At 45.6% G+C, this 24,487-nt stretch carries 14 protein-coding genes and 1 pseudogene; 14 read left to right on the top strand and 1 reads right to left on the bottom strand.

Going from position 1 to position 24,487, the window contains the following annotated elements:
* Nucleotides 1-46: 46 nt before the first annotated feature.
* The 3 genes from QUA78_RS10275 to QUA78_RS10285 all read left to right on the top strand — a co-directional run bounded on the left by QUA78_RS10275 (nucleotide 47) and on the right by QUA78_RS10285 (nucleotide 3,091).
* Complete coding sequence (locus QUA78_RS10275; RefSeq protein ID WP_333301627.1) at nucleotides 47-2,143, top strand: phosphodiester glycosidase family protein; 2,097 nt, start codon at nucleotides 47-49, stop codon at nucleotides 2,141-2,143.
* Nucleotides 2,144-2,250: 107 nt separating this feature from the next.
* The gene (locus QUA78_RS10280) at nucleotides 2,251-2,652 is read left to right on the top strand and encodes an endonuclease domain-containing protein (protein WP_333301626.1); all 402 of its coding nucleotides are present in this window, start codon (nucleotides 2,251-2,253) and stop codon (nucleotides 2,650-2,652) included.
* 256 nt (nucleotides 2,653-2,908) lie between these two features.
* The gene (locus QUA78_RS10285) at nucleotides 2,909-3,091 is read left to right on the top strand and encodes a hypothetical protein (protein WP_333301625.1); all 183 of its coding nucleotides are present in this window, start codon (nucleotides 2,909-2,911) and stop codon (nucleotides 3,089-3,091) included.
* Between the two features lie 69 nt (nucleotides 3,092-3,160).
* Here QUA78_RS10285 and QUA78_RS10290 read toward each other — a convergent pair whose 3' ends face one another.
* Nucleotides 3,161-4,294 (bottom strand): succinylglutamate desuccinylase/aspartoacylase family protein, encoded by a 1,134-nt coding sequence (locus QUA78_RS10290; RefSeq protein WP_333301654.1) that lies wholly within the window; start codon nucleotides 4,292-4,294, stop codon nucleotides 3,161-3,163.
* 245 nt (nucleotides 4,295-4,539) lie between these two features.
* On the opposite strand from QUA78_RS10290, the gene QUA78_RS10295 reads away from it, so the two are divergent.
* The 11 genes and pseudogenes from QUA78_RS10295 to QUA78_RS10345 all read left to right on the top strand — a co-directional run bounded on the left by QUA78_RS10295 (nucleotide 4,540) and on the right by QUA78_RS10345 (nucleotide 24,239).
* Nucleotides 4,540-7,278 carry a DEAD/DEAH box helicase gene (locus QUA78_RS10295; protein WP_333398770.1) on the top strand — a complete coding sequence of 913 codons (2,739 nt, stop codon included), beginning with the start codon at nucleotides 4,540-4,542 and terminating at the stop codon, nucleotides 7,276-7,278.
* A 147-nt stretch (nucleotides 7,279-7,425) separates the two neighbouring features.
* Nucleotides 7,426-7,662, top strand: coding sequence for a hypothetical protein (locus QUA78_RS10300; RefSeq protein WP_333398771.1), 237 nt, complete (start codon nucleotides 7,426-7,428; stop codon nucleotides 7,660-7,662).
* Nucleotides 7,663-7,672: 10 nt separating this feature from the next.
* Nucleotides 7,673-10,414: a family 10 glycosylhydrolase gene (locus tag QUA78_RS10305; RefSeq protein WP_333304315.1), complete on the top strand. Its 2,742-nt coding sequence runs from the start codon at nucleotides 7,673-7,675 to the stop codon at nucleotides 10,412-10,414.
* A gap of 643 nt (nucleotides 10,415-11,057) precedes the next feature.
* The gene (locus QUA78_RS10310) at nucleotides 11,058-15,002 is read left to right on the top strand and encodes a PAS domain S-box protein (protein ID WP_333304314.1); all 3,945 of its coding nucleotides are present in this window, start codon (nucleotides 11,058-11,060) and stop codon (nucleotides 15,000-15,002) included.
* Between the two features lie 7 nt (nucleotides 15,003-15,009).
* A complete protein-coding gene (locus QUA78_RS10315; RefSeq protein ID WP_333304313.1) occupies nucleotides 15,010-16,434 on the top strand; it encodes a response regulator in 1,425 nt (474 codons plus the stop codon).
* 210 nt (nucleotides 16,435-16,644) lie between these two features.
* A pseudogene (locus QUA78_RS10320) lies at nucleotides 16,645-17,037 on the top strand (response regulator).
* Nucleotides 17,034-19,601, top strand: coding sequence for a response regulator (locus QUA78_RS10325; protein WP_333304312.1), 2,568 nt, complete (start codon nucleotides 17,034-17,036; stop codon nucleotides 19,599-19,601). The pseudogene QUA78_RS10320 and the gene QUA78_RS10325 overlap by 4 nt, the downstream one beginning before the upstream one ends.
* On the top strand, nucleotides 19,576-21,234 hold the full coding sequence (locus QUA78_RS10330) for an adenylate/guanylate cyclase domain-containing protein (RefSeq protein ID WP_333304311.1): 1,659 nt from the start codon (nucleotides 19,576-19,578) through the stop codon (nucleotides 21,232-21,234). The genes QUA78_RS10325 and QUA78_RS10330 overlap by 26 nt, the downstream gene beginning before the upstream one ends.
* A 125-nt stretch (nucleotides 21,235-21,359) precedes the next feature.
* A complete protein-coding gene (locus QUA78_RS10335; protein WP_333398772.1) occupies nucleotides 21,360-21,818 on the top strand; it encodes a DUF1499 domain-containing protein in 459 nt (152 codons plus the stop codon).
* Nucleotides 21,819-22,276: 458 nt separating this feature from the next.
* Nucleotides 22,277-23,131, top strand: a complete 855-nt coding sequence (locus QUA78_RS10340; protein WP_333304308.1) for a DUF2382 domain-containing protein — start codon at nucleotides 22,277-22,279, stop codon at nucleotides 23,129-23,131.
* Nucleotides 23,132-23,345: 214 nt separating this feature from the next.
* Nucleotides 23,346-24,239 (top strand): PRC-barrel domain-containing protein, encoded by an 894-nt coding sequence (locus tag QUA78_RS10345; protein WP_333398773.1) that lies wholly within the window; start codon nucleotides 23,346-23,348, stop codon nucleotides 24,237-24,239.
* Nucleotides 24,240-24,487 lie beyond the last annotated feature (248 nt).

Here is a 24,487-nt window from a genome sequence, read left to right on the forward strand (position 1 = left end):
GTAAGCTGTGAAATGTAATTTGTCCTGTTGGCGTTCTATATTGTCAGTGTCGATTTTACCCGTACTGGCGATCGCCCCGTCTTTGCTCTGGAATCAACCCGGAAGAGCACAAGACGGGGAGGGGGCTGGGTTGATTCATGCTTCGAGATCCCGCCAGGGAATGAATTCCCTGGCTGATAGTGAAAGTCGGTTAAAACCGAATGAAATATTGACCCATAGTTCTGTTGAGAGAACTTCAGCTATAAGACAGGGGTTGAAACCCCTGTCGGACTTTAGGCTTTTGGCTCAATCTGTACCGCCCTCTTCGATAATTAGACAAGGCCGCCAAGTGTCCCTAAACGGTCGCATTTTTCCCCTAGCTTGGACTCAGCAGCCGGCAAACAGCACTTCTGCGGATTTCCGAACTTGGATTGCTGATGTTGGATTGATGCAAAGTGCGGGAGTGGATTTGCTCAGCGCCACCGACAGTGCCAAACAACCGGTGCAGTGGTTTTCGGTATCTTTAACCGGCGCTCAAAGCTTAGCAGCGCGCGCAACAGGCCCGTATCGTTACTTAGATGTTACCGATTTTGCTAGACTTGCGGGCTGGCAGATATCTGCTGATGGGAATATTCTAAAAATTACTTCTCAAACTGCAAGTGTTACCGGAATTCGGCAAGCAGAAATAGAATCGGGCGATCGCATTGTTGTAGATCTCGATCGCCCCGCCCCGTGGCAAGTCAACTTTGTCGATAAACCAAGCCCGTCGCCGACACCCACACCGCCAGATACCCCGGACGACCCCACAAAGCCCGCTCTCCCGCTGCCAATCATCCCCGCAGCGCCAAACCTCGAAACACCAGACGACCCGACCAAACCCGCTCTCCCGCTGCAAATAACGCCCGCAAAACCGATCGCCGGTCAAGAATGGTCGATCGCGATCGATGCCAAAGTCGATCGCAATGCGGTCGATCGCACTTTTGCCACCAGCAAACAATTGCTATCACTAAAAGTCGAACCTGCTGGCGCTCAAACCAAAGTCAAAGTCACAATTCCTTTAGGTTGGCGGCCGCAAGTTTTCAGCTTGGGAAATCCCAATCGATTAGTTATCGACATTCGCCCCGATTCGTTAATAGAAAAAAACATTCTTTGGGCACAGGGAGTCAGATGGCGGCAGCAGTATCAAAATTTAGGAACAGCTCGTTTTCCAGTAGTTTGGTTAGAAGTTAATCCTCGTCAAACAGGTGTGAAAGTTCGACCAATTCTCAGCAATCCGCCGACAGATAAAGGCACTGCACCTCTCTTGCAAACAGCAGAAGTTTCGGGAACTGCTGCGGCGATTAATGCAGGGTTTTTCAATCGGATAAATCGATTAGCTTTAGGGGCAATTCGGCGCGAGAATAAATGGCTTTCCGGGCCGATATTGAACCGGGGGGCGATCGCCTGGAACGATCGGGGCGAATTTGTCATCAATCGTTTGACTTTGCAAGAAACTTTGATAACTCCTGCAAATCAGCGTTTGCCTGTTTCTCATCTAAATAGTGCCTACGTACAATCGGGAATCGGTCGCTACAATCCCGATTGGGGAACAACTTATACTCCGTTTTCTGAAAATGAGATAGTTGTAACAGTTGCGGGCGATAGAGTTGTCAGCCAATCCCCCGGAGGTGCGGCGGAAACAACAACTTTTCCAATTCCTGCTAACGGTTATATTTTAGCTTTGCGTTCCGATTTTTCCCCTGTACCTCAACTTTCGATCGGCACTTTATTGCGTTTGGAAACTAACACAATTCCTGCGGATTTCAACCGTTTTCCTTACATTCTCGGCGGCGGGCCCGTGTTGGTACAAAACAGTCGAATTGTGCTGGATGCGAAGGCGGAAGGGTTTAGCGATGCTTACGTTCGACAGACAGCAATTAGAAGTGCGATCGGGCGAACTGCTGCGGGGAATTTGCTAATTGTAGCGGTGCACAATCGCGCGGGCGGGGCCGGGCCAAATTTTGCAGAACTGGCGCAGATATTGCAGCAAATGGGTGCTGTGGAGGCTTTAAATTTGGATGGGGGAAGTTCGACGAGTTTGTATTTGGGAGGTAGTTTGCTCGATCGACCTCCGTCAACTGCTGCGAGAGTTCATAATGCGATCGGTATTTTCATTCAACCATAAACCGTACCACCACCGAACAAACTCAAAAAACTCTTAGCCCCCCCTTAGCAAGGGGGGGTTGGGGGGGTTAAAAAACCAAAAGACCCACAAAAAAATCCTATATAACAATGACAAAACTCTACAACAGACCCTCAGAAAAATTCAAGCGACAGAAGCTTCGCACAGAAATGACAGAAGCTGAAAAGCGACTATGGGAACACATTAGAAACAGACGGCTTGAGAATTGTAAATTTCGCAGACAATATAGTGTAGCAGCATTTGTGCTAGATTTCTACTCACCGGAAATCAAGTTAGCACTAGAAGTTGATGGTGACAGCCATTTTGTGGAGGGCGCTGTAGAATATGATGCAGAAAGGCAGGCCTTTATTGAGTCGGCAAGAATTAAGTTTTTGAGGTTTACTAATGAGGATGTTTATCATAATTTGGATGGGGTTTTAGAGGTTATTGTAGAGAGGATTAAATCGCTAAGAACTTCGGGTGTTTTACCCCCCCCAGCCCCCCCTTGCTAAGGGGGGGAGTAAGAGTTAGAAAGGTAGATTAGATTCAATCGTTGAGAACATCGGGTATTTTACCCCCCCCAGCCCCCCCTTGCTAAGGGGGGGAGTAAGAGTTAGCCCCTTGCTAAGGGGGGGAGTAAGAGTTAGCCCATTGCTAAGGGGGGGAGTAAGAGTTAGACCCTTGCTAAGGGGGGGAGTAAAAGTTTCTATAATCCCAAATAGAGTGGCTTGTTTGTATGTGATGATAACGGGATAGTCCCCGCGCAATTTGCAGGGTCAAGACCCGTTTTTGGCGGTTTTACAAAATGATGTGGTTCCTGTGCGCGATCGCACTTCTGCGATTCCTCAACCGCTAGCCACCCTTATCGATCGCGCTTTAATTGACAATCCAGAAATTTATTATAAAAGTGCAGCGCAATTTAAACAAGCCCTATTCAATAGTATATCGTAAATTATGGTTCGACTACCAATAGGTTTTCAGAAACCCGAATTCTTACAGAAACCGGGTTTCTTGGTATTCTCAATCTGCCATCACAGACAACACATACTCTCCTTGATTTACTGACTGATTGGTCGAAACATCAAAAATGAAAACATCCGACTCAGCACAAACATCAACCAAACTGGGAAATTCCCCATTCTTATTAAAGCTGAGAATTTGATAAAGCCGATCGCCCTTTTTGACATAACTCCCCAATTGCACTCGATTTTGAATCATCCCGCCCGCCGGCGCGTAGTATTTGTTCACCGAATTTTTGGGGGTGAGAATAACTGGATGCGCCGCAGTTTCCGGGAGAGGAAATCCATCGATTTTCAATAAACCCTTACTTGCTAAGTAATTTTTGATTCCCCGCAAGCCATTCGCCACCGACTGGGGATTCATTTCCATCCCCGAACCTAATTCTAAAGTCCAAGCTTCCACGTCAAATTTGAGTGCACTTCCCAATTCTGCCAAAATCTTTTCCAAAGCCAGCCAAGGCTTGAGAAACGCCTCGTCAAAAGCATCCCCATCGTAGTCGTCAAACAAGATTGCGCGATCGAGCAAAAAAGCTTTCGCACTATCCTCCCGGGAATTAAAACAGTAAAGGTAATCTAAACTTTGATTCGTAGAACTGTGCAAATCGATCACATAGTCAGCATCCAAATACAAAGATTGTAGCTGATATCGGTAAAGTTCGCTGTAGGGGCGGCAGCTAGGAGCGTTAATTTTTGCCAACTCTTTCGCAAAACTCAAAGCAATCGCTTTTCTGTAATTAACTTTGACAGTATCGGCATCGAGATGGATGTGAGACTTAGCAAAAGCCAGAATATCTTCCCCTTGTTTTTCAAAATCCCAGAAAATCCGGTTCCAATTTACCCCATCATAAAGATTGTAGCGACCAGGGGAAAAATGGTGCGATCGCTGACTGACACCCACAGGATTGCAAACAGGAACCAGCCAAATTTCCCCGCTTAACTGACTGCTGTCCAAAGACCTTAAAAACTCAATTAATTGGTAAATCACAGCATTACCGCTAATCTCAGCACCGTGGAGGTTAGATTGGAGATAAGCTTTTTTGCCCGGAATCGCACCTTGGAACTGATAGACTTGCAGTGAAAGCCGATCGCCCGAAGCAAGCTGCACCACAGGAATAGTCGAAATAACTGGAATCATAGAGAAGGAAACTTGGGGAATGAGGAATGGGGAATGGGGAATGGGGAATTGGGCATGGGGCATGGGGCATGGGGCATTGGTAACTGGTAATTGGTAATTGTTACTAATGACTAATGACTAATGACTAATGACTAATGACTTGATAGCCGATTTGCTGACGAAGGTCTAAAATCAATACAGTCCTCTGCTGACTTGCTTTCAGCAAGATTTAAGCATACTTACCCTGAAACCTTATAATAATCCTTGTGCCAGACACTGCCCAGAACCGCCCAGAGCTGGATCTGAAGACCATATTTCCCTTCGAGCTAGATAACTTTCAGAGAGAGGCGATCGCCGCCCTCGATGCAGGTAAATCCGTTGTCGTGTGCGCTCCCACAGGCTCTGGGAAAACGTTAATCGGGGAATACGCCATCCATCAAGCACTCGACCGGGGGCGGCGCGTCTTCTACACCACTCCCCTCAAAGCTCTTTCTAACCAAAAGCTGCGCGACTTCCGCAGTCAATTTGGAGAGGACAACGTAGGTTTGCTCACGGGCGACATCTCCGTCAATCGAGATGCGCCGATTTTGGTGATGACTACGGAAATATTTCGGAATATGCTCTACGGTACGCCGATCGGAGAAGTCGGTACTTCCCTCACCGGAGTCGAAACCGTGGTGCTAGACGAGTGTCACTACATGAACGATCGCCAGCGCGGTACCGTCTGGGAAGAATCGATCATCTACTGTTCGAGCGAAATTCAACTGCTCGCCCTCTCAGCAACCGTTGCCAATAGCGACCAACTCACAGACTGGATTAACAAAGTCCACGGGCCCACAGATCTCGTCTACTCAGACTTTCGGCCAGTGCCGCTGCAATTCCACTTCGCCAACCAAAAAGGGATATTTCCCCTGCTAGACGAGACTGGCAAAAGAGCGAATGTCCGGTTAGTCCCCAAAAAGAAGCAGCAAAAAGTAGAAAGAGGCAGCATCCCCACTCCGAGTTTGACCGATGTTTTGGCCCGGTTGGACGATCGAGATATGCTACCAGCAATTTACTTCATCTTCAGCCGTCGCGGGTGCGACCAAGCAGTCGCAGAAGTCGGCAATTTCTCCCTGGTTAACGAAGCCGAAACAGCCGAACTCAAACGCATCATTGACGATTTTTTACAGCGAAACCCAGAAGCAGAACGCTTCGGTCAAAAAGAAGCACTTTTAAAAGGCATCGCCGCCCACCACGCAGGCATTTTGCCCGCTTGGAAAGGTTTAGTAGAAGAACTCTTTGGCAGAGGTTTGATTAAAGTCGTATTTGCCACCGAAACCCTAGCAGCCGGGATTAATATGCCCGCCCGCACCACAGTCATTTCCACCCTGTCCAAGCGCACCGACAAGGGACACCGACTGCTAAACGCTTCAGAATTCCTGCAAATGGCCGGTCGGGCGGGTCGGCGGGGCATGGACAAGCTGGGGCACGTCGTCGCAGTTCAGACGCGCTTTGAAGGCGCAAAAGAAGCCTCGTATTTGGCAACAGCCAAAGCCGACCCCCTCGCCAGTCAGTTTACGCCCAGCTACGGCATGGTGCTGAATTTGCTGCAAACTCACACTCTCGACGAAGCTCAAGAGTTGGTAGAGCGGAGTTTTGGTCAATACCTGTCTACCTTGTACTTGCAGCCGCAGCAAGAAGAATTAGACCGATTGCAAACAGAATTGGCGGTGCTTGAACAGTCCCTGGCGGCCGGAGGAAATGTCTCCACCCTGGAAAAAGAGCTCGCCCATTACGAAAAATTGCAGGCAAGACTCAAAGAAGACAAACGTTTGCTCAAAATTCTATTGCAGCAAGCTGAAGAAGCCAGATTTAAGGAGATGTCCGTAGCTGTGGCTTTTGCAGTGCTCGGCACGGTTATGAGCCTCAAAGGTAAGCACGTTCCGACAGCCAAACGATCGCACACAACTCCTGTACCCGCCGTATTGGTTGCCAAAATCGCAGGTTCTGGCCAAGCTCCAAATTTGGTGTGCTTGGGCAAAGATAACCGTTGGTATGTCGTCGCCATTAGCGATGTCGCTACCCTGCACGCCGAATTACCTCGCTTGAGCGTTGCAGATACCTTGAACCCGCCGTCGGAAATGCCCCTGAGACTCGGCCAATGCCGGTTGGCAAATGAAGAAACTGCTTCAATTGCTCGATCGATCCCAGAATTGCCCGCGCCAGAACCGAGCCCAGAGGCGATCGAGCAACAGCAGAAAATCGCAGCCCTAGAAGCTAAGCTAGAAATTCACCCGGTTCTAGAATGGGGCAATCCCGGTACTTTGCTCAAACGCCAGCGCCGCCGGGAAGAATTGAAAAAAGAAATCCGCAAAAGCGAACAAGAGTTAGAAAAGCAGCGAGCTCGCTACTGGGAGCAATTTCTCAACTTAATCGACATCTTGCTGAATTTCGGCTGCTTGGAAAAAGTAGTTTCAGCAACTGCAAACCGAGATGACTCCTCCGACAGGTTGGTACCCACAATCTTGGGCCAAGCTTGCGCCGCCATTCGCGGCGATAACGAACTGTGGCTGGGTTTGTCCCTAATGTCTGCGGAGTTTGACGAACTCGACCCCCACCACCTCGCTGCTGCTTGCGCGGCCTTAGTTACAGAAGTTTCCAGGCCCGACAGTTGGACTCACTACTCGTTGTCGCCGGAAGTTTTGGCACCTTTGGACAATCTGCAAAAAGGCTTGCGTCGCCGATTGTTTCAAGTGCAGTACCGTCATGAAGCTGCAATCCCGATTTGGCTGGAACGGGATTTAGTGACTTTGGTCGAGCAGTGGGCTCTGGGTGTTGAATGGCTGGAACTGATTAGCCATACGAGTTTGGATGAAGGGGATGTGGTGCGGATTTTGCGCCGGACTTTGGATTTCTTGTCTCAGATTCCTCATGTTCCTCATGTTTCGGATTCTTTGCGGAGGAATGCTTGTCGGGCGATGCAGTTAATAGATCGATTCCCGGTGAATGAAGCTGCAACTTAGAAAATTGTTGACAGTTGACTGTTGACAGTTGGCTGTTGACAATTGGCTGTAAGCTGTCCGGCATCTAAATTGTATTTGGGGTTTTTCAACCCAAATGTACGCAGATTTTAATCTAAAATCGTTTCCGGTTGCATCGGTACAGTTCAAATGTCCAAACAGTCAACAGTAAGCTGTCAACTGTCAACTGTCATGAGGACTACACCCAGATTTAAATCTAAAATCCAAAATCTAAAATCTAAAATCGATCGATCGCACTTTTTCCTGATTCAGGTTGCAGAACAGGATAGAAAATTGTATGGTGCGGATCGATCGCTCTTAATTGTAATTGAATTTTTCTCAAGCGGTGTGGTGGCTAATTCTCGTATTTATGCAACAAATCAATAAGCCTGATCAAATGCCTGATGCCTGCTCTCAGGCTCAAAAAATTCGCTTTTTCACTTTCTTGCAAAGAGTCTTAATTGGAACTCTAGCAAGTACATTACTCAATCTCTTCATCCTATTTCCCTCTCCGAGTTTCGCAGAAGTAGTTCTGGGGGTTGTTCGCAGTTCCGAGAATTCTCCCGACTGGGTAAAGATTACCACGCGCCTCTGGGAAAGCGGCATTGCTTACAAACCAATCAACCTCGAAGAAATCAAAAGTACGGCGGATTTAACAGGCGTTAACGTGCTGTTTTTGCCCAATATTGAAACTTTGAGTCCGGCGCAAATTAAAGTTTTAGAAGCTTGGGCATCCCAGGGCGGCCGCTTGATTGCTTCGGGCCCAGTCGGTCGCAGTTCCCCGGCCTTGGTGCGCCAATCTTTGCGATCGCTCCTCGGGGCCTATTGGGCTTTTCCGTTAACCCAGCCAGCTACCCCGCAACCGCGCAGCCGCTGTCGGGATCTTGCTTGCACTACTTCTAGCAATTGGGTGCCGACTGCACAACAAAGTGCTTCTGTCCAAGGTGGTGTCTTGATTCCGGCTGATGCGAACAGTCAAACTATTGCTACTTGGAAAGATAGTTCCGGTTCCTCCGCAGCCATCGCCACCGATCGCGCTACCTATCTCGGCTGGCGCTGGGGTAGCGACGGTTCGGGAAATGTAGATAAGGCTTGGCTGCAAGCCTCGATCGCCCGCTGGGGAGGCACAATTGCTTCTGGGCCTGTAGCGCCGCCCACTGCTGCCACCGCTCCACTACCCAATCCCCCCTCCAGACTCAATAGAAACAGCCCTAGTTCGCCACGTAGTAGCCCGCTGAGCCGACTTTCTCCATCGGGTGCGCTTTCCGATCCAGTACCTGCAACTTTTACAGACCCTTCGGATCAGTCGGCGCCGGCGGGTTTGGACGTGCAGGCAAATTCCAATAAGCCGATCGTCAGCATTGAAGCGTACTTGATGCGCCAAGAACTCACCAACCTCCTCGGCAGGTTTGAAAGCGCCCTGACAGCAGCTAATTCAGCTAATACGCCTGTTAATCTCAATGCTGCTACCCCCCCTCAACTGGTGGCTGCAAGCAACAGTGCCGGCGGCCCGGCAGCCAGTCGCCCGCCTGTTCTGCAATCGAGCAGGACGGGGGCGATCGCCCAAGCGCGACAGGTTTTGCAAACTTTTGACCAACTCCTGCAAGAGCAAAACTACGCGGAGGCTAGAAAGCAGTGGGTGGAAGCGCGGCAGTTGCTGTGGCAAAATTACCCGAAGGAAGGGCAGCGCGTTGGGGCGGAAATTCGGGCGGTTTGGCTCGATCGCGGTACGATCGTCGCCGCGCGATCTGAACAGGGTTTGGCGGCAGTCTTCGATCGGCTCGCCGCCGCCGGGATCAATACCGTTTTCTTTGAAACTTTGAATGCCGGATATACGATTTATCCCAGTCAAGTTGCACCGCAACAAAACCCCCTGACTGTTGGCTGGGACCCCCTGGAATCTGCGGTTAAATTAGCCCACGTGCGAGGCATGGAACTGCACGCTTGGGTTTGGGTTTTTGCCGCAGGAAATAAGCGCCACAATACTTTAATTGGCAAACCTAGTTCTTATCCGGGGCCGGTGCTTTCCGCTCATCCAGATTGGGCCAATATTGACAATAAAGGACGCACGCAACATCCTAACGATGGTAAATTTTATCTCGATCCGGCGAACCCAGAAGCGCGTAGTTATTTGCTGCAAATTGTCAGCGAAATTGCCAACAACTACAAAGTAGATGGGGTACAATTAGACTATATTCGCTATCCTTTTCAAGATGACAATGCGAATTTTACTTATGGTTACGGTATTGCGGCGAGGCAGCAATTTAGGCAGTTAACTGGTGCAGATCCGGTGAATATTTCCCCCAGGGACGGCAGTTTGTGGCGGCAGTGGGTTGAGTTTAAAACTAATCAAATTAATACTTTTGTAGCTGAAGTTTCTCAGCTTTTGCGACAGAATTATCCGCGCACAATTCTGTCAGTGGCGGTGTTTCCGCACCCGGAAAGTCAGCGGATTTACAAAATTCAGCAAAATTGGGAAGTTTGGGCTCGTCAGGGCATTGTAGATTTGATTGTGCCGATGACTTATGCTTTGGATACGAACCGACTTCAGCGCATTACCGAACCGCTGGTAAAGGAACAAATGCTCGGTTCGGCTTTGATTTCTCCGTCGGTTAAGTTATTGACTCTCCCGGAAGTTGTGGCGATCGACCAAATTCAAGCTTTGCGCGATTTGCCGACAGGGGGCTATGCTATTTTTGCGGTGGAAAGTATCAGCAGCGGGATGCAGGGGTTTTTTAACCGCACTCAAGGCCGGCCGGTGCGTTCCACTTCTGCTGCGGAGCCGATTCCTTACCGGCAGCCGTTTGCGGCGGCGGCTTCGCGCTATACTGCTCTCAAGCAGGAATGGAGTTTTTTGTTGGCGAACAATCAGTTGCGGGTGTCGGAATCTGAACTGAAAGTTTTGCAAAGTCGATCGGACGAATTAGCGCAAGCTTTGAGCAAATTGGCGGCAGATCCTTCTAGGGAAAGTTTAGTAACTGCTAAAAGATTGTTAAGAAGTTTTCAATCTCAATTTCAATCTTCGATGCGCTTGCATTCTGCAGAAAATAGCTATCAAGTTCAAACTTGGCAAAATCGTTTGGAGAGTTTGGATATGCTGTTACGTTACGGCGAAAGGATGGAGTTGAATCGCAGGTAAATGCAGGTTTTTATGGTGCGCGCGGCTGTGGATAGGGCGATCGTACTCTCCCTTTCCGCAGAAATACGCTATAGTAATTTAAATTCATAAGCTGTTCTGCATTTAAACGATGCTATCCCAGCGACCTCTCCGGCTTGCAATGCAAAGGTTTCACGATTTCGCAATAGCTAATTTAGATGCAGAACAGCTTACCTGTACTGTTGTCAGTAACTTACAATCCCAGTCCTGCGCTCATAGTAATTTCCATTGCCTGGAATAAGTAGGCGGTGTACATGATAAAGCACTTTTCAGGGAAGCGCTTTATCATGTCAACTCGAACCACCACAATAGACTTGAATGGCAGGTATGCGCTCTCCTATCTTGAAATGCCTCTGCGTTGGATCAGCGGTTTATTTATCAAGATCAAAAATTTATGCAATAAGCCTAATAAACTTGGGCGATGAACCCGGTTTCTACGAAAAAATTCTGGTTAAATAACGAGAAATCCAGAAAGAAACCGGGTTGATGAGGTCACGCACTCCACACCAAGAAACCCAGTATTTTAACACTTATCAATTACCAATTACTAATTACTAATTACCAATTACCCATTACCGATTACAAATCTGTACCTCACTCACTTGATAATTACCATAGGATGAATATGTTGCCTACACCGCTCAATCGCTTTGCTACCAAAATTATCGGCAAAGCTCCATTACAAACTGTGCTCGTAGTTCCTTTTTTAGTGCAAATTGTCGGCATCGTAGGAGTTGTAGGTTGGCTGTCATTCCAAAACGGTCAGCGGGCGGTCAACGATGTTGCCGCTCAGTTGCGGGGAGAAATTAGCGATCGCATCAAAGACCGTATTGAAAATTATATGTCAATTCCCCACATAGTCAATCACCTGAACCTTCAAGCGATAAAATTGGGACAGTTGAACCTAGAAGACAAGCAAAAACTAGAACATCATTTCCTCGAACAAATTCAATATTTTGATTCGATCAGCATCATTTACACAGCCACAGAAAATGGAGACCACTCGGGAGCAATCCGCACTAAAGGCCAGACTTTGATATCGGCTGCTGACAGCTCTACTGGCAATAAATTAGCTCGATATACTGCTGATTCTCAGGGAAACCGCGTTCAATTAGTGGAAATTTCACCCGATATTTACGACCCGCGAGTTCGCCCTTGGTACATAGCAGCCGCAGCGGCAAAAAAACCTATTTGGAGTCAAATTTATACGGATTTTTTGACTAGAGAACTGGCAATTACTGCTGCTTTGCCTATCTACGACGACGCGGGCAAACTGTTAGGAGTAGCTGGCAGCGATTTGCTGTTTTCCAAAATCAAAGAATTTCTCGTCAGCCTCAAAATTGGCAAGTCGGGGCAAACTTTTGTGATGGAGCGATCGGGGATGTTAATTGCCACTTCAACAGCGAGTCCAGAATTCGTGGTGGAAGGTAAAGAAACAAGACGCATCAAAGCTTCAGAAAGCGAGAATCCGGTAACTAGACAAACCGCACAGCATTTAGAGAAATCCTACGTCAGCTTAGCTAAAATCTCTAATTCTCAACAGCTTACTTTTGATGTAGACGGCAAGCGAAATTTTATTCAGGTAGCTCCTTTTAAAGACGATCGCGGGTTGGATTGGCTGATTGTAGTAGTTGTACCCGAGTCCGACTTTATGGAGCAAATTAACCTCAATACGCGCACCACTTTTTTACTGTCGGTTGCAGCTTTGATTGGGGCGACAATTCTGGGGATTCTTACTGCTAAATGGGTGGTGCGACCGATTTTAAGATTGAATGCGGCGGCGAAAGCTTTGGCGCGGAATGAATGGGATACAAAGCTCAGTCTGAATCGCAAAGATGAACTCGGAGAACTTGCCGCTGCTTTTAACAGCATGGCCGAGCAATTGCAGCATTCATTTACTTCCCTATCGGAAAGCGAAAGCCGAGTCAAGCAATTTCTTAATGCAGTGCCGCTAGGAATTTTTATTGTAGATAAAAACGGTAAACCTCACTACATTAATCCTAGCGGAGAGCAACTTTTATCTCAAGGAATTGTGACCGCCACTGCCCAAAATTTACGTCAAATCTACCGAGTTTATTTAGCTGGTACTCAGAAAATTTACCCGGCGGAACGCGACCCAATTTTAAATGCTTTGCAGGGTAAAAGTGTAACTGTTGATGACATTGAAATCTCCTCCACTGACAAAACGGTTCCCCTGCAAGTTTGGGGAACTCCTATTTACGATGCTCGAGGAAATGTTATCTACGGGATGTGCGCTTTTCAAAATATTACGGAACGGAAACTAGCGGAGAAAGTATTAAGGGAATACAACCAAAATTTAGCAGTGCAAGTTGCAGAACGTACTGCCGATCTTGCTAAGGCTAAAGAAAAGTTTTCTAAAGCTTTTCGTTCGAGTCCGAATGCGATTACGATCACAAGAATTAGTGACGGTTGCCACCTAGAAGTTAATGATAGTTTTTGCCGGATGATGGGCTACAGTCAGGAGGAAATTATCGGTAAAACAGCGGTGCAGCTCAATTTTTGGGCGAGTTTGGGAGAGCGCGATCGCATGATTCAAATGTTAAAAGATAAGACAGCAATTCACAATTATGAACTGAGGTTTCGCAATAAAAATGGTACAGAAAGAACGGCACTGCTGTCGATAGAAACCATCGACATTGACGGAGAAGCTTGTTTTTTGTCGATTTCGAGCGATATTACCGATCGCCAACAAGCAGAAACTGCCCTCCGAGAAGCAGAAGAAAAGTACCGCAACATTTATGAAAATGCTTTGAATGGAATCTTTCAAACTGCTAGTGACGGGAAATACATCAGCGCTAACCCCGGTTTAGCTCAGCTTTACGGTTACGAATCGCCCGCAGAATTAATAGCAGCACAGCCGAATTTTAAGAACCAGCTTTACGTGAAACCAAACCGCCGCGACGAATTTACAGCCCTGATCGACGAGTACGGGATACTATCAAACTTTGAATCGGAAATTTACCGCAAAGATGGCAGCATAATCTGGATTTCCGAAAATTGTCGCGCTGTCTGCGATGAAGCAGGAAATCTACTTTACTACGAAGGTTTTATTAAAGACATTACTGATAACAAACAAGCGGAAATAAAAATGCAGCAGGCGAAAGAAGCGGCAGAAGCAGCAAACAAAGCTAAGAGTACGTTTCTCGCCAATATGAGCCACGAATTGCGATCGCCCTTGAACGCGGTCATCGGCTTTGCTCAAGTCATGATGCGCAGTAAAACTCTGTCTCCTGAAAATCAAGAAGATGTTGCAATTATCCTGCGCAGCGGCGAACATTTGCTGGCTTTAATTAACCAAGTTTTAGATTTGTCAAAAATCGAAGCTGGACGCACTACTCTCTATGAAAAAAACTTTGATTTATACCGGCTGATCGACGATTTAGAAGATATGTTTGCTCTCAAAGCTGAGGAAAAAGGCTTGCAATTAATGTTCAAGCGGGACGCGGAAGTGCCCCATTACATTTGTACCGATGAAGTTAAATTGCGCCAAGTCTTAATTAATTTGCTCAACAATGCAATTAAATTTACTTCTGAAGGGGGAGTGTCGGTGCAAGTCAAAGGAGGAAGACCAAAGGTACACAAAAATAGCCCTGACAAATTACCATACCGCTACTCGCTGCATTTTGAAGTTCAAGATACTGGTGCAGGCATTGCTGCGGAGGAAATCCATCAGTTGTTTGAAGCATTCGTGCAGACAAAAACTGGTAAGAATTCTCAAGAAGGAACGGGTTTAGGTTTAGCTATTAGCCGCCAGTTCGTACAATTAATGGGAGGTGAAATTACTGTTAGCAGCGAGGTAGGAAAGGGTGCAGTGTTTCAGTTTGACATTCAAGTTCATCTGGTTGAATCTGGTAATATTGAAAGCAAAAAAACTCAACGTCGAGTGGTTGCCCTCGAACCAAATCAGCCGAGTTATCGCTTGCTAATTGTGGACGACAAACCTTTGAACCGCCAACTGTTGGTAAAACTTCTCAGTCCGCTCGGATTTGAGTTGAGAGAAGCTAATAACGGTAAAGAAGCGGTGGATATTTTTATGGAGTGGGAACCGCATCTGATTTGGATGGACATGAGAATGCCCGTGATGGACGGCTACGAGGCAACGAAACAGATTAAAACTACAACTGGCGGGCAAGCAACCGCGATTGTGGCCCTGACTGCTAGCGTTTTGGAGGAAGAACGGGCGGTGATTCTTTCGGCGGGTTGCGATGATTTTATGCGGAAACCGTTCCGAGAGGAGGATATCTTTGTAGCAATGGGAAAACATTTAGGAGTACGCTATATTTATGAAGATCCAACTGTAGTCAGTGCCGCAGGTGTAGGGGAGTCAAGTCAGGAGGTGCTGACACCGGAGGCTTTTGCCTCTCTTTCTCCAGACTGGATAGCCCAATTCAAGCAAAATATTTTGAGTGTGGACATGGACGCGATCGCCAGTTCGATCGCACAAATCCGCACTGTCAACTCCTCTCTTGCGGGCACGCTTCAAGATTGCATTAATAATTTTGAATATGACAAAATTTTGAACATAATCGAGATCAGCGAGAACCAGTAAATACCCGATGACTTCTACTTTACCGAACACCAATCGAGCTAATATTTTAGTAGTGGACGACACTCCAGAAAACCTGCGGCTGCTGACAGGGATTTTGAGCGAAAAAGGCTATCAAGTTCGCCCGGTTCCCAACGGCAAGCTAGCATTGTCTGCAGCTAAAAAAATACCGCCGGATATAGTGCTGCTGGATATTATGATGCCTGAGATGGACGGTTATGAAGTTTGTCAGCAACTCAAAGATTCTGAAGTAACAAAAGACGTTCCGGTGATTTTCATCAGTGCCATTAACGACGTGATGGATAAAGTTAAAGCTTTTGCCGTTGGGGGAGTAGACTTTATTACTAAACCGTTTCAGGTTGAAGAAGTTTTAGCCCGGATAGAAACTCATTTAAAAATTTGTTCGTTGCAACAAACTTTGCAAGAAAAAAATCAAGATTTAGCAACTGCGCTCCACCAACTGCAAGCCACCCAAGAGCATTTGGTTCAATCGGAAAAAATGGCAGCCCTGGGACAACTGATTGCCGGCATTGCCCATGAAATCAATACTCCACTGGGCATTATAGGTTCGTCTATTAATAACATAGCTAATTTTGGAGACGATTTTTTAGAAAAAATGCCTCAAATTTTTCAAAAACTTTCTGACGAAAGCCATGCTTATTTTTTAACTTTGCTGTATAGATCTACCCATCAAGAAACTTTATTTACCAGTAAAGAGAAGCGGAAATTCAAGCAGAAGTTGACGGGGGATCTGATGGCAGAATCCGTTGAAAACCCCGAAGACATTGCCGATACTTTAGTTGACATGGAAATCTACGAAAACATAGAAAACTTGTTGCCACTTTTTAAATTGCCGGATTGGGAAGTAGTTTTAAATACTGCTTACCAGTTTGCGAGCTTTAAAAAAAGTATTAGCCTGATCCAAAGAGCGACAGCGAAGTCGGGAAAAGTAGTATTTGCCTTGAAAACCTACGCTCATTTCGATAGCAAACCAGAAAAAGTCCAGGCGAACTTGCACGACGGCATTGAAACGGTGTTAACCCTTTATCAAAATCAACTGAAACACGGTATAGAAGTAGTGAAAAAATATGGAGATTTACCCAAAATTATGTGCTATCCAGATGACTTAAATCAAGTTTGGACGAATCTCGTTCACAATGCCCTGCAAGCGATGGATTATAAAGGTATTTTGACAATTGAAACTCAGCAGGAAGAGGCAAATATTTTCCTCAAATTTACTGATAACGGCAAAGGCATTCCCCCAGAAGTTATTCGCAAAATTTTTCAGCCATTTTTTACGACTAAATCTGCGGGCGAAGGTAGCGGTTTGGGATTGGATATTGTGAGAAAAATTGTTGAAAAACACGAAGGCACAATTGCTGTAGCTTCTGTACCGGGGCAGACAACCTTTACAGTCTCGCTGCCTATCTATTAAACAAACATTATCTGTAGGGGGCTGATTCTCGGTAGTGCGATCGGCTATCTCGCTGACTAATACAAGATTTATTGCGATAAACCGGGTTTCTGTTCAGAAGTCCTATTAAAATAAGATAGGGGACAGATATCCTGTATCCTCGCCCCAAATTAATAACGTAGAAGCAAGTCATGTCGGTAAACCCACTAAAATTAAAGCAGAGAGGAAAAGATGAATAAGCCTGTAATTGTTTGCATTGACGATGAACCGGATATATTGAATACTCTCAAGATGCAGCTAAAGAATGAATTTAAAAATGATTACTTTTATGAATTAGCTGAAAGTGGTGATGAAGCTTTAGATTTACTTGAGGACTTTCAAGAAGAAGCTCAGGTGATTGTGGTTGTTTCTGATTGGCTGATGCCCGGAATTAAAGGTGACGAACTTTTAATTAAAGTTCACCAAAAATATCCTAAAATTATTAAGGTGATGTTGACGGGACAAGCTGATGTAGCGGCACTTCAGCGGGCAGTAGAATAAGCCAGTTTATACTGTTGTTTGTACAAGCCGTGGCAAAGCAAAGACTTAATAAAGATAATAAAATCTGGGCTGGCTAAGTTATGAAAAAACCTGTGATTGTTTGTATTGATGATGAACCTGACGTTTTGAACAGTTTAAAGATTGAACTGAAAAAGGCGATCGGCGATCGGTGTATTATTGAAACTGCTGAAGGGGGGGCTGATGCTTTAGAGTTGCTGGCCGATTTGCAGGCTGATGAATACGAGATTGCTTTGGTGCTTTCCGATTATATCATGCCGGATATTAAAGGGGACGAACTGCTCCGAAAAATTCACGAAAGCTCGCCGGAGACGCTGACGATTATGCTGACGGGACAAGCAGATTTGGAAGCTTTGAGCAATGCTATAAAGTATGCTAAATTGTACCGTTATATCCCTAAACCTTGGCAAAATGAGGACTTAAAATTAACGGTAGTAGAAGCAGTTCACAGTTACTTGCAAGACCAAAAGTTAACAGATGAAATTCTGAAACGGCAAGCAGTAAACGAGGAGTTAAAGCTAGTAAATGAGGCCCTGTCTGCGAGTGAAAGCCGCCTGAGTCAATTTTTAGAAGCTTTGCCAGTGGGGGTATCTGTTTACAATCCCGACGGCTCGATCGCCTATTTCAACCAGACAGCGCAGGAATTGCTGGGTGCAGACACTATCGCGGAAAGCACTGCGGAACAATTAGCTGCAACTTATCAACTTTATGTTGCCAATACTGATGAGCTTTACCCGCCGGATAATCTGCCAATTTTGCGCGCACTGAAAGGAGAATTTGTCAAGGTTGACGATGTAGAAATCCGTCAAGATGGAAAAATAATTGCGATCGAGATCAATACCACGCCGATTTTTGACGCTAGCGGAAATGTTGCTTATGCGATCGCAGCTTTTCAAGATATTAGCGATCGCAAACAAGCCGAAAAAATACTAGCAGATTACCAGCGCACCTTAGAAGCTCAAATTGACGAACGCACAGAACAACTGCAACAAGCCGCATTAGCTGCTGAAGCAGCAAACAAAGCTAAAAGCACGTTTCTTGCCAATATGAGCCACGAGTTGCGCACCCCTCTCAATTCCATACTCGGCTTTGCGCAAATCATGGAGCCCAGCCCGAATCTTACTGTCGAAAACCGAGAAAATATGAGAATTATTCGCCGTAGTGGCGAACACTTGCTGACCTTGATTAATGAAGTCTTAGACTTGTCAAAAATCGAAGCGGGGCAGATGACGATCGACCCGAAAATTTTTGATCTCTACCGCTTGCTTGAGGATTTGCAAGATATGTTTCAACTGCGGGCACAAAATCAAGAATTGCAGTTGCTTTTTCAGCGCGATCCTGACGTTCCCCAGTACGTGCAAACCGATGATATTAAACTGCGGCAAGTGCTGATTAATCTTCTCAGTAATGCGATTCAATTTACGCAATCAGGCGAAATTATTTTACAAGTTACAAAGTTAGATAATTCGGAATTTATTAATTTATTAGACAGTCCCATAGCTTGCTTTGATACCACAATAAGTATTCGGGATTTTTCGAGAACTAGCAGTGATTTTGAAACAGTTGATTTGAGGGAGGAGGCTGAGGATTTAACTGTTCCTTTTTTCCTTCAGTTTAAAATAGAAGATACAGGAGTTGGCATTGCTCCGGAAGAATTGGGCAATATTTTTAAGGCATTTGTGCAAACAGCTTCAGGTCAAAAAAATCATAAAGGCACGGGTTTAGGATTAAATATAAGCCGTCAATTTGTGCGTCTGATGGGAGGAGAAATCGTCGTAGAAAGTCAACTGGAACTCGGCACTACTTTTAAATTTGAAATTCCAGTCGGTGCGGTTTATGATGCTGATATTCCCGCCCCGCAAATTAACCGCGAAGTTACTGGGTTGGAACCAAATCAACCGTGCTACCGGATTTTAATTGTGGACGATCGCGAAGACAACCGCCAACTTTTAGTCAAAATGCTTGCTCCCTTGGGTTTCGGGCTGCAACAAGCCACCAACGGTCGCGAAGCACTAGAAATGTGGGAAAGTTGGCACCCGCACTTAATTTTGATGGATGTGCGAATGCCAGTGATGGACGGCTACGAAGCTACTAAAGAAATTAAGGCGAGTATACAGCAGAGAGAGCAAGAGCAGCAAAAAAATGGGGAAATGAATATTTCCGATCCTGAATCCCCAATTCCCAAGATTATTGCTTTGACAGCTAGTACAATTGAAGGAAGGCGATCGTTTGCTTTATTGGTCGGCTGCGACGATTTTATTAGCAAACCTTTCTGCAAAACAGATATATTTGATACCCTCAACAAGCATTTGGGGGTGAAGTATGTCTACTCTAACTCAACGGACTTTATCTCAACAGGCAATCGAAATAATCTATCTGCTTCCCCCTCTAATGCTGGGCTTGCTTTTTTGCCCAAACTTCCCGCAGAATGGATAAACAACATTAAGCAGGTAATCCGCAGTGCTGATTTTGACTTAATTTCCAGGACAATCGAGGGAATAAGGGATGCTCATCCTGAATTTGCCGAAATCCTCCAGGGTCATCTCGATAATTTTGATTACCAGAAAATTTTCAATGTAATTGCCGAGACGGAGGAATCAGATAATGCAGATCGAGGCGGAACAAACTGAAAACTATCAAGCAGATATTTTAGTAGTTGACGATACGCCAGATAATCTGCGTTTGTTGATTAGAATTCTGCAAAAAAACGGCTATAAAGTTCGACCTGTTACTAATGGTTTTTCTGCCCTAGAGGCGATTGAATCTAGCGCACCGGATTTGATTTTACTAGATATTATGATGCCGGATATTGACGGCTACGAACTGTGTCAAAAACTGAAATCAGAGCCGCAATTTAGGGAAATTCCCATCATTTTTCTCAGCGCGCTAGAAGAAGGAATAAATAAGGCAAAAGCTTTTGAAGCAGGCGGAGCAGATTACATCACAAAACCTTTTCAGGTGAAAGAAGTATTGGCGCGAGTGAGCAATCAACTTACTGTGCGTTCATTGCAAATGCAATTGCAAGAAAAAAATCAAAAATTGACCGATCAAAACGTCCAGTTGCACCAGGAAATCGCTGAGCGCCGCCAGGTTGAAATGGAAACGAGATTGCTGCTGAAGGCAACTCAAGCTATTAGCAAATCTGAGGATTTTGAGTCTGCTATAGATGTGATTTTAGGTTTAATTTGCAAAACTATTGAATGGAATCTGGGCGAAGCTTGGATTCCTTGCAGTGAGGGCTTTTTAAAATGCGCTACAGGCAGGTACATCAGCGACTTGAGTTTTGCCGAATTCCGACAAAAAAGTTGGCAGTTAATTTTTGCTCCCGGTGTGGGACTCCCGGGGAGGATTTGGCAGTCGCAGCAGTCTGAATGGATCGAGGATGTTTCTACTGCACCGGAACAAGTTTTTTTGCGCTCGGAAATCGCGGTGAATGTGGGATTAAAAGCGGCTTTTGGGGTGCCAATTTTGGCGGACAACCAAGTGTTAGCTATTTTGATTTTTTATCGCGAGAAAGTTCTGAAAGGTCAGCCGCGGTTGTTGGAATTAGTGAGCGCGGTTGCTACGCAGCTCGGTTCGCTGATTCAGCGGAAACAAGCTGAGGCAGCGCTGAAATTGCAGCAAGAGCAAACAGAGAAATTGCTGCTGAATATTTTACCGAAACCTATTGCCGAGCGCTTGCAAAAAGAGCGAAAGTTGATAGCCGATCATTTTGATGAGGTGAGTGTATTGTTTGCTGATTTGGTGGGCTTTACAGAGTTTTCTGCTCACAAAAGTCCGACCCAGTTGGTAGAAATTTTGAACGGAATTTTCTCGGAATTTGATAGGTTGTCGGAGTTGCACGGGTTGGAAAAGATTAAGACTATTGGGGATGCTTACATGGTGGTTGGGGGTTTGCCGACGCCGCGGGAAGATCACTCTGAGGCGATCGCACTTTTAGCTTTGGAGATGCAGGCAGCTTTGAGGAGGTTTAATGTCAAAATGGGAGAAAATTTTCAATTGCGGATCGGAATTCACAGCGGTTCGGTGGTGGCGGGAATTATTGGGATTAGCAAATTTAGCTATGATTTGTGGGGGGATACTGTTAATGTTGCTTCGCGGATGGAGTCGAACGGATTGCCAGGTAAAATTCAAGTGACGGTGCAGACTTACGAGCGTTTGAAAGAGCAGTTTGTTTTTGAAGAACGGGGTCATATCCCGGTTAAAGGTAAAGGAAGAATCCTGACTTACTGGTTGATTGAAGAACAAAGTAAATCTTTTTGATTTTTAGAGGTTAATTTCAATTAATATCTAAATTAGATTAAATTTGCACTTTCAGGAGGGCTAATCCTTTGCAAACAGTTGAAACAAAATCGCCAACAGCATTGAAAAGAGTCCTAGTTATTTTAATGTCATTGCTAGCAGTAGCGGTACTGTCGATCGCTACTTTTATCGCTATACCCGGAGAAAAAACAATGTTTGCTGGAAAAAGACCTGCCAATATCGGGATTGTGTCAGGAAAACTCGCAGCGTGCCCGAGTTCCCCCAACTGCGTCAGCAGCTTCAGTCAAGATGCGGAACACAAAATTGAGCCTTTGGCATACACTTCGTCCCCTGCTGAAGCGATGGCAAACCTCAAAGGGGCGATCGAGTCTTTGGGAAAAACTAAAATTATCACGGCAACGGATAATTACCTATATGCGGAGTTCACCAGTGCTTTGATGGGGTTTGTTGATGACGTTGAATTTTTGGTAGATGATGCAGCAAAAGTCATCCATGTGCGATCGGCTTCGCGTCTGGGAGAGTCAGATTTAGGAGTTAACCGCAAAAGGATAGAAACTATCAGAACTCAACTAAATTACCTCTGAACTTCAAAATTCTAGCTTTCCCGAAGCCCCTCTCCTGCAAGATGAGGGGCTTTGATTTTTGTAGCTCACTATGTAATGTTCATTTGTAACCATCTACTTAACAATTATTAACAGTAGCAGCTCGCGATAAGGACACCCCATTGCTATGTCCCTACAGATGATCGCGTACCATCTATATGTAGCACTACTTGTCAGAATTGGTATAAGAAACCTGTTTTCTGCGTCAGTCCTGTTTAATGTAAACTGTTTTAATGCTGAGTTTGTCAACAGCCACTATTTGCATCTAGAGGAATTTTACAACCTTTAAAATAGCTGAGCGCGCTAGCACAGAAGAAGAGATGCCGTAGTATTCCTATAGTATTAAAGGCCCTAAATTATACACTTCTGACTTTAGGGAGAGGGAACTGAACGAATTAATTTCTACTATTAATTTAAGTAGAGCGAAGAGGAAAAAACACATGGCACTTCAAAGATTAGCAGAATTTTATCCTAATTATCAGGAAGAAATCTTTGCGGGAGACGACATCAAGGGATTTGATGTTTATGCTGGCGACTCTGATGAAAAAGTAGGCACCGTTTATGACGCTTTGGTTGATGACACGGGTCGTTTCCGCTATCTGGTAATTGATACCGGTATTTGGATTTTTGGCAAAAAAGTATTGCTGCCAATCGGCTCTGCCCGCTTCGACTACGGCTCCCGTCGCGTGTACGCAACAGGTCTTCGCAGCAAAGCTCAAGCAGAACAATTGCCGGCTTACAATGAATTAGAAGCACTAGATTACGATCGCGAAGAACAGGTAAGAGGCGTATACCGCAATCAAGGAACTGCCGCGGCAACCACTGCAACTCCTGCTAGCTACGATCGCAGCAGCTACAGCTACGATATCGACCGCCCCCTCTACGAAACCAACGAACAGCAGCACCAAAATCTCAAGCTTTATGAAGAACGCTTGATTGCTAACAAACACCGCGCCAAGACAGGCGAAGTAGCAGTTGGCAAGCGCGTGGAAACTGAAACCGCGCGAGCTTCAGTACCCGTTGAAAAAGAACGAGTTGTAATCGAGCGAGTAACGCCCGTAGAAGCGGGTCGAGTAGTTTCAGTCGGTGACGCTGACTTCCAATCAGGGGAAGTTGCACGCATGGAAGTCTACGAAGAAACCGCCGACATTCACAAGGAAGCTTTCGTGCGGGAAGAAGTTAACGTCAGAAAAGAAGTTGTTCGCAGCACGGTTGAGGGCGAAGAAACCTTGCGTCGTGAAGAATTAGACGTTAAGAGCGACGGAACTGCGGTTGTAGATCATAAAGATATCTAAACCAACCGCAACAGGTATTGCATAGGAATTGCGCATTAATCACATAATTCTGGCACTGCGCAGGTGAGATTTGTGGCATCGCGCAATTCCTATAGAACGGGGCGGGTGGAGTACAAAAATTGTCTAGTTTTGGCAAACTTTATGCACTTTTCCCGCCTTCAGCAATTCCTAATAAAAATCCCTAGGCATAAAAGTTTCAGGAAATTAAAAAAAAATGAACGGTCAAGCCTCAGCAGAAAAGATAGCAACTGCCAAATCTATTGCCCGTCTCAACCGGGTTCCGGAAAAAGTCAGAACTAAGCTAAAAAGTTTTACAGTCAAAGACAACCAAGGTCACTTGGTAGGCAAAGTTAAAGATGTCTATTTCGATCCTAACGGTCAGTTAAACTTTGTGGTGGCAGGGCTTGGTCGCGAAAATACGCGCACTTTTTTACTAAGTATTAAGCTGCTAAAAAAAGTAGATTATCACCAAAAAGCGCTGTTTGTAAGTATTAATTCGGATCAAGTCGATATGCTGCCGGCAGTTTCGGCAAATGGCGGGCGTGAGTCTTTAGAAAATGCCTCAGAAGCGCATAGTGAATTTAACAACAGCGAGTTAACGCACCCCTCAACAGTTATGTCAAATCTAACAGATGCCGATCGCACAGATGAAAATGTGGAGACCGATGAGGATGAGGAAAACTTGGATATTGTCGATCAAGAAGTAATTCGCCTGCTAGAAGAACGATTGGTGATCAATCGCAGCAAGCGCAAAGTCGGCGAAGTCATCGTGCGCAAAGAAATTGAAACTCGGATGGTACAAGTGCCTATCCAGTGGGAAAAGCTGATTGTCGAACAAGTCGGCGACGATCCCAAGGTGTTGGCAGAAATAGATTTGGGCGAGGGAAGCATCACCGGTATAGATTTGACGGAGATTAAGAGCGATCGCCAGGAACCGACAGTTAAGGCTGAATTTACCTCTGTGCAGAAAGCTAGCAAAATCTTAAATTCGATCGCCTCTCAACCCCGCCACGGTTGCGTCAAAGTCCGCCTAGAACTCGTTCTGGAAGACAAGCAACTTGAGGATACTTACCAAAAATGGATGACGGAACACCACTCAGAGAGTTAAACTATTCGTCCTTTTCGCTGTGGATTTTAGCTATTAGGGAGAAACTTAAATCTCATAGCGGATTGTGGCGCTCATTTCTGCGGACAAAGTTTTCCCGCATCTACTAAGATCGTGTTCGGTAAATTAACCGTAATCTTCGTAGGGGCGGGTTCACCAATATCTATAATATAAGCCCGAGATCCGTAAACTAGGCCCGGTCGGGATATTTAAATTTTGAGCGATCGGCATCTCAACAAAATTGTACTGAA

The organism is Microcoleus sp. K4-B3, assembly GCF_036704615.1.
Classification (GTDB): Bacteria; Cyanobacteriota; Cyanobacteriia; order Cyanobacteriales; family Microcoleaceae; genus Microcoleus.

What these genes read in the sequence shown, in the direction of transcription:
- QUA78_RS10280 (WP_333301626.1), top strand. Translation starts at nt 2,251, where the DNA reads ATGACAAAACTCTACAACAGACCCTCAGAAAAATTCAAGCGACAGAAG.
- QUA78_RS10290 (WP_333301654.1), bottom strand. Translation starts at nt 4,294, where the DNA reads ATGATTCCAGTTATTTCGACTATTCCTGTGGTGCAGCTTGCTTCGGGC.
- QUA78_RS10300 (WP_333398771.1), top strand. Translation starts at nt 7,426, where the DNA reads ATGTCCAAACAGTCAACAGTAAGCTGTCAACTGTCAACTGTCATGAGG.
- QUA78_RS10305 (WP_333304315.1), top strand. Translation starts at nt 7,673, where the DNA reads ATGCCTGATGCCTGCTCTCAGGCTCAAAAAATTCGCTTTTTCACTTTC.
- QUA78_RS10310 (WP_333304314.1), top strand. Translation starts at nt 11,058, where the DNA reads ATGTTGCCTACACCGCTCAATCGCTTTGCTACCAAAATTATCGGCAAA.
- QUA78_RS10315 (WP_333304313.1), top strand. Translation starts at nt 15,010, where the DNA reads ATGACTTCTACTTTACCGAACACCAATCGAGCTAATATTTTAGTAGTG.
- QUA78_RS10325 (WP_333304312.1), top strand. Translation starts at nt 17,034, where the DNA reads ATGAAAAAACCTGTGATTGTTTGTATTGATGATGAACCTGACGTTTTG.
- QUA78_RS10330 (WP_333304311.1), top strand. Translation starts at nt 19,576, where the DNA reads ATGCAGATCGAGGCGGAACAAACTGAAAACTATCAAGCAGATATTTTA.
- QUA78_RS10335 (WP_333398772.1), top strand. Translation starts at nt 21,360, where the DNA reads ATGTCATTGCTAGCAGTAGCGGTACTGTCGATCGCTACTTTTATCGCT.
- QUA78_RS10340 (WP_333304308.1), top strand. Translation starts at nt 22,277, where the DNA reads ATGGCACTTCAAAGATTAGCAGAATTTTATCCTAATTATCAGGAAGAA.
- QUA78_RS10345 (WP_333398773.1), top strand. Translation starts at nt 23,346, where the DNA reads ATGAACGGTCAAGCCTCAGCAGAAAAGATAGCAACTGCCAAATCTATT.